The following is a 14559-nucleotide window of genomic DNA, read 5'->3' on the forward strand; positions in this document are numbered from 1 at the left end:
AGGGGGACCAGCCATTTCCGAATAGGGACGTGCCCTCAGACTGTTGGGCTCGAAGGCCGGCGCGCATTCCCCTCTCCCCGCGCGCGGGGAGAGGGCCGCGTCTCCCCCTCGTTGGGGAGCGCGGCGAGGCGGCAGCCGAGGGTGAGGGGGCGCGGCCGGTGGAGCCATACCCGGAGAGACCCCCTCACCCTCGCCCTGCCGGGCTCACGTCGCCTCCCGACGAGGGGAGGACGACGTCCTCTCCCCGCCCGGCGGGGAGAGGGGGGACGCGTTCCCTATTGCTGCTGGGCCTGCTGCGATTGGCGCATGAAGCTGTCGGGCGTGCCGGTGCCGTCCGAGACGAAGCGGATGTCGCGTGGTTCGCGGCGGGGCGTGTCGACGGAGAGGAACACCATCGGCTCCTCCAGGATCTCCGGCACCGAATGCACCACGCCCCGCTGGAACATCACCAGCTTGCCCGGCCCAACCTCGACGGCGGGTTCGTCGGCGAACTTCATCATGCAGCGGCCGGAAAGAACGTAGAGATACTCGTCGCAGGAGGCGTGGCTGTGTGGCGGCGTCGGTGAATAGACCCGGAACACCCGCGCGCTCGCCGCCGGAACGTCGACGAACCGATGGTCGGCCACCATGGTGGAACAGGCCTCCGGCAGGGTCGCCACGGCGGCGGCGACGTCGAACACCGCATGGGCGGCCGTGCTGGAATGTGTCGGGTCCTTGTCCATCGCGCGTCCTAGGGCTGTCCGTCTGATTGCCGGCACAGGATACCCGCTTTTCGCGCCCGCCCCAACGACGATGCCGCGATGCGCCCCAGGAAGACCGGCCCGCCCCCTCAGGCGGCCCGCACGGTCGCGAGGAAGCGGGCGACGTCGGTGCCGAGGCGGTCCGCCTGGCGGGACAGTTCGGCGGCGGCCGAAAGCACTTGGCTCGCCGCCGCGCCGGTTTTCTCGGAGGCCTGGGCGACGCCGCCGATATTCGTGGTCACTTCGCTCGTTCCGCTCGAGGCTTCCGCGACGTTGCGGACGATTTCCTGGGTCGCCGCGCCCTGCTGCTCCACCGCTGCCGCGATGCTGGTCGCCACGACGTCGATTTCGCGGATGCGAGCGGTGATGTCGCCGATGGCGCTGACCGCCTCGCCGGTCGCCCCCTGGATCAGGCCGATCTGCCGGCCGATCTCGTCCGTGGCCCGTGCGGTCTGGTTGGCGAGTTCCTTGACCTCCGCGGCGACCACCGCGAAGCCGCGACCGGCCTCGCCGGCCCGCGCCGCCTCGATCGTGGCGTTGAGCGCCAGAAGATTGGTCTGGCCGGCGATCTGCGAGATCAGGACGACCACGTCGCCGATGCGGGAGACCGAGCCGTCGAGCGCCTGGACGAGGTCGGCCGTCCGGTTCGCTTCGCTGACCGCCCGGCGGGCGAGCTCGGCCGAGCCGTCGACCTGCCGGCTGATCTCGCTCACCGAGGCGCCGAGTTCCTCGGCCGCCGCCGCCACGGTGCCGACATTGGCCGCCGCCTCCTTGGCCGCCGCGGCGACGCTGGTGGATTGGGCCGCCGTCTGCGTCGCCGTGGCGCTCATGCTGCGGGCGGTGGCCTGAAGCTCGGTCGCCGAGGACGAGACCGTGGCGACGATGCCGCCCACCGCCGCTTCGAGTTCGTCGGCGAGGCTGAGTACGGCCTGCCGCTGCCGGGCCGCCATCGAGGCCGCCAGGCGCTCCTGCTCGGCGCGATGCAGCCGGCGCTCGACGACGCTGTCGCGGAAGGCTTCCGCCGCCTTCGACAGGGCCCTGACCTCGCTCGGGCCGCCCTGGGGCACGGCGACATCCTCGTCCCCCCGGCCGATCGCATCGAGCACCGAGGCCATCCGGGTCAGCGGCCGGGCGATGGCGCCGCCCAGCCCGAAGGCGAGGCCCACGGAGAGCAGGAACGTGGCGAGGCCGGCGACCAGCCAGGCCAGCAGCGCGCTCTCCGCCCCCGTCCGGTTCGCGGCGGCGGCGGCGACCAGATCGGCGCTCAGGCGGTCCTCGACCCCCTTCAGGCCGTCGATCCGCTTCGATGCGAGTTGGAACCAGAGCGGCGCGTCGCGGAAGGGCAGCGTCTCGTCCAAAGCCGTGTCCAGCGCGAGGTTGCGCAGGCGCGCCGTCTCACGGGAGGCCTCGGAGGCCTCCACCGCGTCGAGCAGAGCCGCCTAGTCAGCCTCCGCTCTGGCGCGGAACCGTGCCTCGGCGGAGCTCTGTCCGCCGCCCAGGCCGGCGAGCCGGACGAGGGCCTGCTGGTCGAGGCGACCCGCCGAGAAGGCGGCGGCCCCCGCCGCACGCTCCTGGCCCGCCTGCTCCTTCAGGGTGAGGAAGGCCGAATAGGCCGAGGCCCGCCCCGCGATGGCGGCATTGCCGACGAGACCCGCCATCTCGCGGACGATGGCGAGGCCTTCCGAGACCAGTCCGGTATAGAAGGCGGCGGCTTGGGGCCCGGCCAGTTCCAGCGCGTCGATGCGACGGCGCTGGTCCGCCAGCCGAGCCAGATCCTGTTCGAGCGCCTGCCGGCGGCGTCCGAAGGCCGGGTCGTCCAAGGCCGCTCTCACGTCGCGGATGCCGGCATCGGTCCGGCCGCGCTGGGCCGCGAGTTCGGGCGCGAACTGGCTCCCCTTCGAGCCGATGAACAGGCTCGACGCGCCGCGCTCGCGCTGGACCTCGTGCAGGAAGGCGCTGATCCGCGTGGCGAGGCCGGCCAGCGCCTCGACGCGGATCATCTCGTTGCGCTGCGTCGCCCGATCAGAGACCGCGATCGCCGTCACGGCTCCGAAGGCGAGACAGGGTGCCAGGGCGACCGCAACGATGCGGGCGCGGAGCGTATTGAACCATCTGGAAGACATGCTGGCACCCTGATCGGCCAAAATGCTTCGATCTTTTCGGCGAAAACGCATAATGAATGCTTAAAAATGTTATGAATGCGATGAATGAGTTCTGTCGATGATTTCGAGAGCAGCGCGTGTATGCCTTGAGTTGCATGAATTGTCCGCCGTCCATTCTGCTAGTTGCTTGCTTGAACGGAATGTTTGGCGGACGGCATCCGCGCCGGCTGTCGACCGTCTCGGGACAAGGCCGGCACACCGCCGTCAGGCCTTGCCTCCTCTCGGCTTCAGCGCCTCGGCCATCCGTTTCACGGCCAGGGGGACGGCACGCTCCGGCACGCAGGCATAGCCGAGAAGCAGCCCCTGCTCGGCGCGCACCGGATCGGCGAAATGCGGCGAGAGCGCCGTCGTGGCGATGCCGGCACGCGCGCAGGCTTCCACCGCCGCGAGATCGTCGAAGGCCGCCCCGGCCGGGGGCCGGGCCACCAGATGCATGCCGCCGTCGCGGGGCGGCACCTCCAGCAGCCCGCCGAGGAGATCGCGGGCTGCCGCGACGAGGGCGGCCTGTCGCTGCCCGTAGAGACGCCGCGTCCGGCGCAGATGCGCGCCGAAATGGCCCTCGTCGATGAAGCGGGCCAGCGCGCCCTGTCCGAGGATCGAGGCGAAGCCGCCGCTGCCCGTGAGGGCGCGGCGGACGGGCTCCACCAGGGTTTCCGGCAGGACGAGGTAGCTCATCTGCAGGGCCGGCATGAGCACCTTCGAGACGCTGCCGACGTAGAGAACGCGTCCGGCCCGGTCGAGGGCGTGGAGCGGCGCCAGCGGCCGCCCGGCATAGCGATACTCGCCGTCGTAATCGTCCTCGACGATCCAGCCACCCTGCGCCTCCGCCCAGGCGAGGAGGGCGAGGCGGTTCTCCAGGCTCATCGTGGCGCCGAGGGGGTGGCCCTGGGCCGGCGTCACCACCGCCAGCCGCGCTCCGGGATCGATGGACCGCGCCCGCGCGATCGAGAATCCCGCCGCGTCGCAGGGCACCGGGACCGTGCGCAGGCCCGCCGCCCGCAGGGCATGGGCGAGGCCGGGAAAGCCCGGCTCCTCCAGATACGCCGCCTCGCCGGGCTCGAGCAGAAGCTCGGCCAGGAGGCGGAGGCTCTGGCGGATGCTGCTCGTGACGATCACCGCCTCCTCGTGACAGGCGACCCCGCGCCCGGCCGACAGATAGGCGGCCAGGGCCCGGCGCAGACGCGGCTCGCCCAGGGGATGGAGCAGGCTGGGAGGGCCGGCCCGCCATTCGGCCTGGAGCAGGCGCGCCCAGGTTTCACGTGGAAACGCATCGAGGGCGGGACGGCCGAGGGCGAAGGCGTCGGGGATCGGAGGGGCGTCGCTCCGTGCCGAGGCCATGGCGGCCCCGCGGCGCGAGAGCACCGCCGTCGCGGGCGAGGGGCGGGCGGGGGAGCCCGGATTGCGTGGGACCAGGAGGTCGTCGGGCAGGGTCTCGGCGACGCGGGTGCCGGAGCCCGCACGCGTGGTGAGGTAGCCCTCGGCCACGAGCTGCTCGATGGCGAGGAGGATCGTGCCGCGTGCGCAGCCGAGATGCTCCGCGAGACTGCGGGAGGAGGGCAGGCGCTCTCCCGGCGGCAGGCGGCCCGACAGGATCGCGTCGCGTACGGCTTCCCGCACGCGCCCGTGCAGGCTCGTCTCCGCTCGATGGGGTCCGCCGGCCGGCGGCGGGTCGAGGGCGAGTTGGAGAGGAAGGGGAGGGCGGCGCCGGGTCGTCGTCGAACTGGTCCAGTCGGGGTGCGGAAACTGGATCTTCCGCATGATCCGCTTCGCGTCAACAGAGGCGGAGAACATCACGCCCCGCCGAGGATCATCATGTACGAGCCGCCCCATTTCCGGAGCGACGATCTCGAAGCCCACGCCGCCCTCATCCGCGCCTGTCCGCTCGGCCTGCTGGTGAGCGCGGGCGCCGGCGGGCTGATCGCCAACCCGGTCCCTTTCCTGCTCGACCGCGAGGCGGGGGAGGCGGGCACGCTCCGCGCCCATCTCGCCCGCGCCAACCCGCACTGGCGCGACCTCGACGGGCTCGCCGAATGCCTCGTCGTGTTCCAGGGCCCCGACCGCTACGTCACGCCCTCCTGGTACGCGACGAAGCGCGAGACGGGGAAGGTCGTGCCGACCTGGAACTACGCCACCGTGCAGGCACGGGGCCGCCCGCGTGTCATCGAGGACGAGGCCTGGCTGCGCCGGCAGATCGACGACCTGACGCGGATGCGCGAGGCCGGGCGGGCCGCGCCGTGGTCGGTGGCGGACGCGCCGCCGGCCTTCACGGCGGCGCAGATCAGGGGGATCGTCGGCATCGAGATTCCGATTGCGCGGCTCACCGGCAAATGGAAGGTCAGCCAGAACCGCTCGGAGGCGGACCGCGCCGGCGTCGCGGCGGGCTTGCGCCGGGATGCGGGCGGCGACGACGCCATGGCGGATCTCCTCGACAGAATGGGACAGCGGGCATGAGCGAGCGCGTGAACCGTTATGGCCAGCCGATCGGCCCCGCCCTCCCGGACTGGAGCCCGCCGCCGTCCCCGCCACGCGAGGCGTTGCAGGGCCGGTTCTGCCGGATCGAGCCCCTCGACGCCGAGCGCCATGCGGGCGACCTCTTTTCCGCCCTGGCCTACGACCCGGCGCGCTGGACCTACCTGCCCGGAGAGCCCCCGGCGGACGAGGCCGAGTATCGCGCGCGACTGGCGGAGATCGCCCGCAACCACGACCCGATGCATCACGCGATCCTCGACGCCGCCACCGGCCGGGCACTCGGCCTGGCGGCCTATCTCAGGATCGAGCCGGCCCATGGCTGTATCGAGGTCGGCCATCTCCAGTTCGGCCCCGGCCTCGCCCGGAACCCGGCCGCCACCGAGGCGATGGCCCTGATGATGGCCCGCGCCTTCGACCTTGGATACCGCCGCTACGAGTGGAAATGCGACAGCCTCAACGCGCCCTCCCGCGCGGCGGCCCTGCGCTACGGCTTCACCTTCGAGGGCATCTTCCGCAACGCCATCGTCACCAAGAGCCGCTCCCGCGACACGGCCTGGTTCGCGGTGACCGATACGGACTGGCCCCGCCTGCGGGAGGCCTTCGCCGCCTGGCTCGCGCCGGAGAATTTCGACGACGCGGGCCGCCAGCGCCGGAGCCTCGCGGCCCTGCGGGGGTGAAGCCCCCGAAGGCCCCTGATCGCGATCGAGACGTCGGCAACCGTGTGGATGACGTGTCCAACAATGCGTCGTCGTCCGCTCCTCCATCCGCCTCGCCGCTCGCTATATCGGCGAAGATGATCAGATCGGTTCCGTCTTCACCGAGGATGAGGTTCACGCCGGACGTGTCTGACATCGTGTCGGCACCCGAACCTCCCGCGACCTGATCGTTGCCCGCGCCGCCGTGGATCGTATCGCGCTATCCACCGGGAGCACATGCGAGGAACGAAACCCACTAAGGGCCGCCGGACAATCAATGTGCCGTCCGTGTCCTCGACACAATCCGGAACATTTTATCTTCGCTGGACGTAACCCGCCGCATTCCAAGGCCAATCCAGTCATCGAGAGGCTATTCATTGTCCAGCCTGCGTGATTAACATCGGTGAAAACCAACAAAATATACGAAATGGAATGTCATTCTGGATGCATCATATGTTGTTGCGCCACAAATCGATTTTGGATCGGATATCTATTAGTTAGGCACATCGTTCCACGGGCTTGAAATCCTTCCTGCGCTTTAGGGAGACGTTCCATGAGAGCACTGGTTTGGCACGGGACCCAGGATATCCGCTGCGATACGGTTCCGGATCCCAAGATCGAAGATGATCGAGATGCGATCATCAAGGTAACCGCTTGCGCGATCTGCGGTTCGGACCTGCACCTCTACGACCATTTCATGCCCGGCATGGAGAAGGGCGACGTCATGGGCCACGAGTTCATGGGCGAGGTCGTCGAGACAGGCAAAGGCGTCAACGGTGCGCTCAGAAAAGGTGAGCGCATCGTCGTGCCCTTCACGATCATCTGCGGCGAGTGCGACCAGTGCAAGCGCGGTTACTTCTCCGTCTGCGAGCGCACGAATCGCAACAAGGACATCGCCGACAAGGTTTTCGGGCACACCACCGCGGGCTTGTTCGGGTACACCCATCTCACCGGTGGTTACCAGGGCGGCCAAGCCGAATACGTCCGCGTGCCGTTCGCCGATAAGACGCACATCAAGGTGCCCGAGAATCTCAGCGACGAGCAGGTGCTGTTCCTCGGTGATATCTTCCCCACCGGCTGGCAAGCGGCGGTGCAGGCCGATATCCAGCCGACCGATACGGTCGCCATCTGGGGCGCCGGCCCCGTCGGTCAGATGGCGCTGCGCTCCGCCCTTCTGCTCGGGGCCAGACAGGTAGTCTGTATCGACAGCGTACCCGAGCGCCTCGAGATGGCGCGCGCCGGCGGTGCGATCACCATCGACAATAGCCAGGACAGCGCGGTCGAACGATTGAACGAGCTGACGAGCGGCAAGGGCCCGGAGAAGTGCATCGATGCCGTCGGCATGGAAGCGCATTCCCCCCGCGCCCTCGAACACGCCTACGACCGGCTGAAGCAGGCGGTGATGCTGGAGAGCGACCGCGCCGCAGTGCTGCGCGAGATGATCTACGTCTGTCGGCCCGCCGGAATCCTCTCGATTCCGGGCGTCTATGGCGGGCTCGTCGACAAGATGCCGATGGGAGCCCTGATGAACAAGGGTCTGACCATCCGCACCGGCCAGACCCACGTGAACCGGTGGACGGACGACCTCGTCAAGCGCATCGACGACGGGCAGATCGATCCCTCCTTCGTCATCACGCACCGGGCCAAGCTCGAACAAGGGCCGGAGATGTACAAGACCTTCCGTGACAAGAAGGACAACTGCATCAAGGTGGTGCTCAGACCCTGATTGTGTCCCCGGCCCGTCTTGTTGACCGGGCTGGCTTGGCCCCACTGCGGCAGGGAGGACGTCCGCATGTCTCACCGCGACCAGAACCGCGCTTCCGGGCGCTCGACTCTGCCGAGTTATCTCGTCTCGGAGCCGCGTCGAAGACCCGATCCCGGGACCAGGGAACTCACCCGTGGGTTGGGTTGGTTCTCTGTCGGCCTTGGGCTGACCGAAGTGGTGTGTGCCGACGCCCTGGCTCGCTGGCTTGGGATGCCGCGCGTCGCTCCGGTCATCCGAGCCTACGGTGTGCGTGAACTCGTGCAGGGTGCCGGGATCCTGGGCTCGCATGATCCGACCCCTTGGGTGTCGGCCCGCGTCGCAGGAGACGCCCTCGATATCGCTACGGTTCTGCCTGGGCTCGATCCGCAGAATTCGCGCAAGGACAACGTGTTGATCGCCCTTGTGGCACTCGTCGGCGTCACGGCCGTCGATGTGATCTGTGCGCGGAGCCTTTCGGAAGCACCCCTTGCCCCGTCCGACAAGGTCCGGCGAGATTACCGCCGCCGGAGCGGCTTCCCACGGCGTCCCGAGGCGATGCGGGGCGCGGCCCGTGATTTCAAGCCGCCACCCGACATCATCGGCCCCGAGGCGATGCGTCCCTGGACGCTCACGAACGCCTGAACCCGTCCTACGGTCTACGGAATGCTGCCGCTCCGGGTCGAACGCAGCCCCGAGGGGCGGAGAACACGCACACGGTCACGCCCACCCACAGGTTCCTCCGTCATCCTGCTGACGGGCAAACAGCTCCCCCCAACCTCCACCCTGAAACGAGTTGATCTCGGCTGCAATGTAAGGAAGAAGAGAGCCTATCTTTTCCGAGTGCAGGCTCCAGGTGTTCTCATGAAATACTTATTAGTATCCAATGAGAGCTTTGGCCTCACCATCATCCGGCGGGTTTGATCGTGGGCGAACATCACAAGCACGCATCGGTCGGGGTCGCGCAGGCGATTTTCGATGGGATGCCGTCCGCCGACCGGGCGAAGGTCGAGGCGGAGGCCGCGACCAAGGGCGTGAGCGCCCTGGAGATCGTGCGCCAATCCCTCGACATTTTGATCGCCGATGCCAAACCGGCGACCGCTGGCAGCGGAACGGGTCCGGCGCAGTAAGGGCCGTCGCGTCATGGTTCGGCCACGGCCGATGACCGGCCGCTCAAAGAGTCTCGTCGCGGGGGCGTTCGTCTTGCTGGCGGCCCTGTCCGGCCCCGCATTGGCGCAGCGGGTCGAGGACGGGTCCGACGTCGTCATCGGCAAGGCCGTGGCGGCGACGATTCTCGGCATGGTGGGGGAGCGTTTCGGCGCGCTCGACCCGAAGGTGACGGCGTTGCGCAAGGCGGAGGGCGGGTGGATCTGCGGCTCGGTCAACGTGAAGAACCGGGACGGGCTCTATATCGGCGAGCGCGGATTCGTGGCCGATCCGTCGAGCGCGTTCTTCGGCCGCGTCCCGGAGGGGCCGGAACTCCTCAACCCGCGCGCCGAGGGGTTCCAGGCCCTGGAGCGGATCAGGCAGCTGTACTTTACCCATTGCCTGGATTGACCCTCGCCGCGAGGGACCACGGGGCGTCCCGAATCCGCCGGGACCGGCGACACCAAAGCCGGGCCTCGCCGTTATCCCCCCATGATGATGGACACGCCCCGCCTCGGTTTCTGCTGCAATTTCGTGCTCGACGACGATCCTGCCAGCTTCAAGACGCTGAAGGCCGCCCGCGAGGCGACGCTTCACATGAACCTGTCGCACACCACCATGAGTCATCTCGACAAGCTCGCGCCGTCGGCGCGGCGGGCCAAGCTCGAGAGCCTCGCCCGGCACAACCTCGCGGCGCTGGAACGGCAGATCGCCTGGGTGGCGGCGCGGCCGCCCCTGGAGCGCCTGCTGCGCATGGCGAGCAACGTCCTGCCCGGCTACACCCACGAGGTGGCGCGGGCGATCTATGCCGAGCCCGAGATGGTCGCCCTCGTGGAGGCCGGTCTCGCGCGGGTCGGCGAGCGGGCGCGGGAGGGCGGCGTCCGCCTCAGCTTCCATCCCGGGCCGTTCTGCGTCATCGCCTCGCGCAACCCCAATGCCGAGCGCAACGGCATCTCCGAACTCGAATACCATGCCGAGCTGATGGCGATGATGGGGTATGGCGCCGGCTGGCACCCGCATGGCGCCCATATCAACATCCATGTGGGCGCCCGCGACCCCGGCATCGAAGGGTTTCGCGCCAGCCTGCCCAAGCTCTCGCAGACGGCGCGCGACCTGCTGACGGTGGAGAACGACGAGAACGCTTTCGGCCTCGACACGGTGCTGGACCTGGGCGACCGCGTTCCGGTGGTGCTCGACCTGCACCACCACTGGGTCCAGAGCGGCGGCGTCTATATCGAGCCCGATGACGAGCGGATCGCCCGCATCCGCGAGTCCTGGCGCGGCGTGCGCCCGATCGCCCATATCAGCCTCTCGCGCGAGGCTTTGCTGGAGGGGCACGACCCGGACACGCTGCCCGATTATGCCGCCCTGGTGGGAGCCGGGCACAATTGGCGCGACATCGCGGCCCATTCGCACCTGCTGGGCAACCGGGCGCTCAACGCCCTCGTGGCCCGGCACCTCGCCTGGGCCGATTTCGAGATCGAGGCGAAGGGCAAGAACCTGGCCTCCACCGGGATCGCCGCCGAGATCTTGCAGGTGGAGGGCTTCGCGGGAGCGAGCGCCGCGGCCTGAGGCGAGGCAGCGCCGCGCGGGGATTTGGCTCGTCCCATACCAGACCTCGATGAGCTTGGCTCATCGAGGTCTGCCCGCGCGACGGCGCGGCGGCGGTCGTCCGCCGGATCTCACGGATCCTGACCTATAAGTCAGGATCCGTGAGGCTTGGTATCAGCGGCGCGTCGGCTTCTGCATCTTGACGACGGTGCTCTTGGGGCGGCCGATCGGCTTCAGGGGAGCCTTGGCCTCCAGGGCGGCGCGGGCGAGGTCCTGGGGGCGCGGCGCGCCGTTCGCAATCCGCATCAGGGCCTCGGCCATCTCCTCGATGGTCTGGGCGGCCTCGCCCTCCAGCGTCTCCTCCGCCCGGATGCCGGGAAGTTCGGGCGCGATCTCCTCGGCGGCTTCGCGCAATTGTTCGATCAGCTCGGCCGGCGAGTAACGGGAGGGAGGTGCATATGCCATTCCGCGACCATGGCAGCAGCCGGCGGCCTCGACAACCGGCCCGCCGGACCGAGGGTCGATCTCGCGGGAAGGGCGGGTTTGCCGTGGACGGTCCCGGGCCGGGATCGCAGACTCATGGTTTCCATCGGTCGAATTCTGATGTCGAGGGCCTGATCACAGATTCGCTTCGGGCGGCAAAAGGATGTCGGCGGCGCGGCGGCAAGCGGATAGTCCGACTCCCATCCGATCTCGCCGGAGAAGCCGACCTGCGGTGTCGCCCGAAGCGGTTCTCCGGCCGGGTTGCGACGCTTTTACGCTCCACGGACCACCGACGTGCATTTCGGTTGCCTCATCAAGGACTTCATGCCTAACGTCGTTGCTTCGACGGGTCGGGTGACGAAGGATTTGACTCGTTGGGTGCAGATGACGCGACGGCTGAACCGGGCCTGCCGTACTTCTGCCTGACGACGTCGGGCTTGCCACCCGGAGAGGCCTTCGAGCGATGGCGCACGCTCCTGGCGCCGATGTACGAGGTCAGTCCGACGACGCGCTCCGCCGTCCTGCCTTTCGGCACCAACATCGCGTACCCGATCGACGACCTCGTCGCTCATCGCACCCTGCTCTCGACCCAGCGGCTCCAGCGCGATCGCCGACGTGTCGATGCCGGGTCCGACCAGTACACCGTCCAACTCTACCGGTCCGGCCGATTTCAGGGCACCGTCGCGGGAAAAGCGATCGCGGCCTCGGCCGGCACCGTGACCTTCATCGGCCGCCGTCACCTGCTCGATGGCATGCTCGACCGCGCCGATACGACCGGCATCGTCGTCCCCTGCGCCCGCCTCCATGGGTTGCCGCTGGAAGATCATGAGATGCTCTTCGATGCGGCCCGCAACCGGTTGCTCTCCGCCCGCATTCTGGACCTCTACCGCCGCTTGCCGACCACGCGCCTCGACGACGCCCCGGCTCTCGCCGTCGAGTTCGTCGGCTTCCTGCGCCGCCTGCTCGATCCCTCGCGGGCCAAGGACGTGCTCGAAGGCCGCGACCTCGACGGCGGCCTGATGGCGCTGGCCAGGATGATCGTGCAGGAAAACCTGTCCCGGTCCGACCTGTCGCCCGCCTTCATCGGCGGACAGATGCGGGTCTCGCGCGCCACGCTCTACCGGCTGTTCGAGCCGGAAGGGGGCGTGATGCACTTCGTACAAGGCGAGCGTCTGAAGGCCATGCGCGACGCGCTGGCCGATCCGATGGAGACGCGCACGCTTGCCCGTCTGGCCGAGGTCTTCGGCTTCAGCAGTGCCTCGCAGCTCAGCCGCAGCTTCCGCAACCGCTTCGGCGCGCCACCCCAGGCCTGGCGGGGCGAGCGCCGGGTGGTCCAGCAGACCAGCGGTCAGGGGACGGTGCAGCACGTCTGGAAGTGGCTGCGCGAAACGCGTTGACCCCTTCACGCAGGTGTGCCGACGAGATCGACGCCGTAAGTCGGCGGCCGCATCCCGGGAAAACGGCGCCATCGGCTTTTCAGAACGATGAGCCTCATCCGATCGCTCGGTCGCCGGTCCTCCGCTTTGGCCGCGCCAAGGGCTCGCCGCGAGGCGGAGGACACGCGGTCAATCTGGGAAAACACTGCGACGATGCGGCGGTCTTAAGCAAACCTTTGCCTTGTTCTGGCCTCTGGGGGGTAGGAGACGTCGCGTTCCGAGGGACGATCACCCGTGACCATACGGCCTCAACCATACCACGACGGCTCCGCGACGGAGGCGTCCCGCCTCGACGGCGCCACCGGCCCGGAACGGCTGAGCCCGAAGGAACAGGGGGTGCTGAGCCTTGCCCTGCGCAAGGGAAGCGGCAACCCCGTCGACGATCTCCTCGCCGCCTCCGAGGCTCCCTCGCGCCAGATGGCGCTCCCGCTCTGGCTGCTGCTGGTCGGGCGCGACGCGGTTCACAAGCGGTGGGGCATCGTGACGGGGGCGGGGCTCGTCTGGACGGCGTTCGGCCTCGCGCTCGTGATCGACGCCTTCGACGGGGCCCTCCACATTCCCGACCGCTGGTTCGGTCTCCTCCTCGTGTTCGAGGCGGTGGGCTCGTTCGTCCGCGGCCTCGTCGCCACCGGCGCCGCGCGTCGGCTGCGCCTCCTCAAGGCGGTGCTCCTCCTCGTGGTGGCGGTGCTGACGATGCTGGCCTCGCCCGCGAGCACGTTCCTGCTCGCCATGTTGTTCGGGGCCGCCTTCCTGTTCGATGGCCTGTCGCGCTTCGCACTCTCGAATGTGCTGCGCTTTCCGGGCTGGCGCCTGTCGGCGGCGCACGGGCTGTTGGGAGTCGCCCTCGGCATCGTCACGCTGCAACCCTGGCCCACCTGGTATGCCGGCACGGTCGGGTTCTGCATCGGCGCCTTCCTGATCCTGAGCGGGATCAAGGTGGCGATCCTCGGGCTGCGGTTGCGGCGCCCTCCCGTGGCGCCTGAACAAAACTTGGCTCCCGAGCCGCACTTAGTTCCTGAGCCGCCTTTGGCCGGGACCGGCCCGGAAGCGCTGACCGTCCATGTCTGGACGCCGACCGGAACGGCGTCGATCCCGGTCCGGCAGCGCCTGGTGCATCGCTACGTCATCTCGGTGAACGGGCACGGCCACATCTCCACCGGCCATGCCGCCCTGGAACTCGGCGAGCCGGGCGAGGAGGGGGCGCTCTATGTGAGCCACTACCCCGCCGTGGAGATCGACCGCTCGCCCGACCATCTCCGCGCGACCCTGCGCGCCGGCCCGGAAAACGACGTGCCGGGCCGCTTCCTGCCGAGCTATCGCGAGGAGGCGGACGATTGGTGCGAGGCCACCGTGACGGTCACCCTCCACGGAATCGACGGCGCGCGCCTGAGGCGCTTCTGGGCCGTCTATCGTCGCGACACGACCTACAACTTCGTCGCGCGGAACTGCTCGACGACGGTGGCCTGTGCCCTCGACGCCGCCGTCGAGGGCGCGTTCAACCGGAACGGCAAGCCGTGGCGCACCCTCGCCCAGGCGGCGATGAGCCCGGAATTCTGGGCGGCCGCGCTCCTGCGCAACGGTGCGGGCGCGATGACATGGACGCCGGGGCTCGTGCTCGATTATTCGCGGGCGCTCAGCGCCCTGATCGATCCCGTCTCGCCGGTCCAGGCGATCGGCTGGAACGGCGTGAAGCGGCGGCTCCTGCGCAACTGGCGCGCCGAGGCGGTGGCGCGGATGCGGAGTCTCGCCCGACGGCGCTCCCCGGCGGCATAGGCCGGCGGAGGGCAGTGGGTCGGTCTGACATCCGATGGGGACGACCCGAACCCGGAAGGTTCGGGCGACCCTGGCGCGATGGGGACATGCAGATCCCCATGGTACCCAGCCACAGCGTCGCCGTTTCAGCGTGCCGGAGCGACAAGAACCGCTTCCGGTGGTCGGTGACGACGGCCGGGTTCCATTCCTGCCGCTCGACGACCTCCACGTCGTCCGCCGCCATGGCACCGGCCGCCGGCCTTTCTCACGCACACGTCCTGGCGAACCGTATCGTATCAGGACGCGGATCAACGATGGCGGGTGGATAGAGCCGGCGCTCCCGCGTTTTTCCGGGATGTCGTTGATGGAGTGGTCGAAGTCTGA

The 14559-nt window shown here is 69.0% G+C and carries 12 protein-coding genes and 2 pseudogenes; 9 read left to right on the top strand and 5 right to left on the bottom strand.

Annotated elements, in window-relative coordinates:
- Nucleotides 1-275: 275 nt before the first annotated feature.
- From ACYQML_RS05980 to pdxR, 3 genes and pseudogenes are all read right to left on the bottom strand, one after another.
- The gene (locus ACYQML_RS05980; RefSeq protein ID WP_056428555.1) at nt 276-722 is read right to left on the bottom strand and encodes a cupin domain-containing protein; all 447 of its coding nucleotides are present in this window, start codon (nt 720-722) and stop codon (nt 276-278) included.
- A gap of 107 nt (nt 723-829) precedes the next feature.
- Nucleotides 830-2863 (bottom strand): annotated as a pseudogene (locus tag ACYQML_RS05985) (methyl-accepting chemotaxis protein).
- 243 nt (nt 2864-3106) lie between these two features.
- Complete coding sequence (gene pdxR / locus ACYQML_RS05990; RefSeq protein ID WP_461235001.1) at nt 3107-4660, bottom strand: MocR-like pyridoxine biosynthesis transcription factor PdxR; 1554 nt, start codon at nt 4658-4660, stop codon at nt 3107-3109.
- 54 nt (nt 4661-4714) lie between these two features.
- Between pdxR and ACYQML_RS05995 the strand changes: the two genes are divergently transcribed.
- A complete protein-coding gene (locus ACYQML_RS05995) occupies nt 4715-5353 on the top strand; it encodes an FMN-binding negative transcriptional regulator (RefSeq protein WP_461235002.1) in 639 nt (212 codons plus the stop codon).
- Nucleotides 5350-6048 (top strand): GNAT family N-acetyltransferase, encoded by a 699-nt coding sequence (locus ACYQML_RS06000; protein WP_461235003.1) that lies wholly within the window; start codon nt 5350-5352, stop codon nt 6046-6048. The genes ACYQML_RS05995 and ACYQML_RS06000 overlap by 4 nt, the downstream gene beginning before the upstream one ends.
- A gap of 127 nt (nt 6049-6175) precedes the next feature.
- Here the strand turns inward: ACYQML_RS06000 and ACYQML_RS06005 are convergent.
- Nucleotides 6176-6280 (bottom strand): annotated as a pseudogene (locus tag ACYQML_RS06005) (hypothetical protein); the annotation flags it as partial.
- 339 nt (nt 6281-6619) lie between these two features.
- Between ACYQML_RS06005 and ACYQML_RS06010 the strand changes: the two are divergent.
- The 5 genes from ACYQML_RS06010 to ACYQML_RS06030 all read left to right on the top strand — a co-directional run bounded on the left by ACYQML_RS06010 (nt 6620) and on the right by ACYQML_RS06030 (nt 10525).
- Nucleotides 6620-7792 carry a zinc-dependent alcohol dehydrogenase gene (locus ACYQML_RS06010; protein WP_419953394.1) on the top strand — a complete coding sequence of 391 codons (1173 nt, stop codon included), beginning with the start codon at nt 6620-6622 and terminating at the stop codon, nt 7790-7792.
- Nucleotides 7793-7858: 66 nt separating this feature from the next.
- Entirely contained in the window at nt 7859-8452 is a 594-nt protein-coding gene (locus ACYQML_RS06015; protein WP_056428540.1) for a hypothetical protein, read from the top strand.
- Nucleotides 8453-8733: 281 nt separating this feature from the next.
- Nucleotides 8734-8937 carry a hypothetical protein gene (locus ACYQML_RS06020; RefSeq protein ID WP_156652677.1) on the top strand — a complete coding sequence of 68 codons (204 nt, stop codon included), beginning with the start codon at nt 8734-8736 and terminating at the stop codon, nt 8935-8937.
- A 31-nt stretch (nt 8938-8968) separates the two neighbouring features.
- Complete coding sequence (locus tag ACYQML_RS06025) at nt 8969-9364, top strand: hypothetical protein (RefSeq protein WP_056454880.1); 396 nt, start codon at nt 8969-8971, stop codon at nt 9362-9364.
- An 81-nt stretch (nt 9365-9445) separates the two neighbouring features.
- Nucleotides 9446-10525: a UV damage endonuclease UvsE gene (locus tag ACYQML_RS06030; protein ID WP_461235004.1), complete on the top strand. Its 1080-nt coding sequence runs from the start codon at nt 9446-9448 to the stop codon at nt 10523-10525.
- 153 nt (nt 10526-10678) lie between these two features.
- On the opposite strand, the gene ACYQML_RS06035 is transcribed toward ACYQML_RS06030, so the two are convergent.
- Complete coding sequence (locus tag ACYQML_RS06035; RefSeq protein ID WP_056428532.1) at nt 10679-10969, bottom strand: hypothetical protein; 291 nt, start codon at nt 10967-10969, stop codon at nt 10679-10681.
- 392 nt (nt 10970-11361) lie between these two features.
- Here ACYQML_RS06035 and ACYQML_RS06040 point away from each other — a divergent pair, with 392 nt between their 5' ends.
- Nucleotides 11362-12384 carry a helix-turn-helix domain-containing protein gene (locus tag ACYQML_RS06040; protein WP_419953395.1) on the top strand — a complete coding sequence of 341 codons (1023 nt, stop codon included), beginning with the start codon at nt 11362-11364 and terminating at the stop codon, nt 12382-12384.
- 273 nt (nt 12385-12657) lie between these two features.
- The gene (locus ACYQML_RS06045; protein WP_461235005.1) at nt 12658-14196 is read left to right on the top strand and encodes an HdeD family acid-resistance protein; all 1539 of its coding nucleotides are present in this window, start codon (nt 12658-12660) and stop codon (nt 14194-14196) included.
- Nucleotides 14197-14559 lie beyond the last annotated feature (363 nt).

The sequence above is a fragment of the Methylobacterium sp. CM6244 genome (assembly GCF_054817885.1).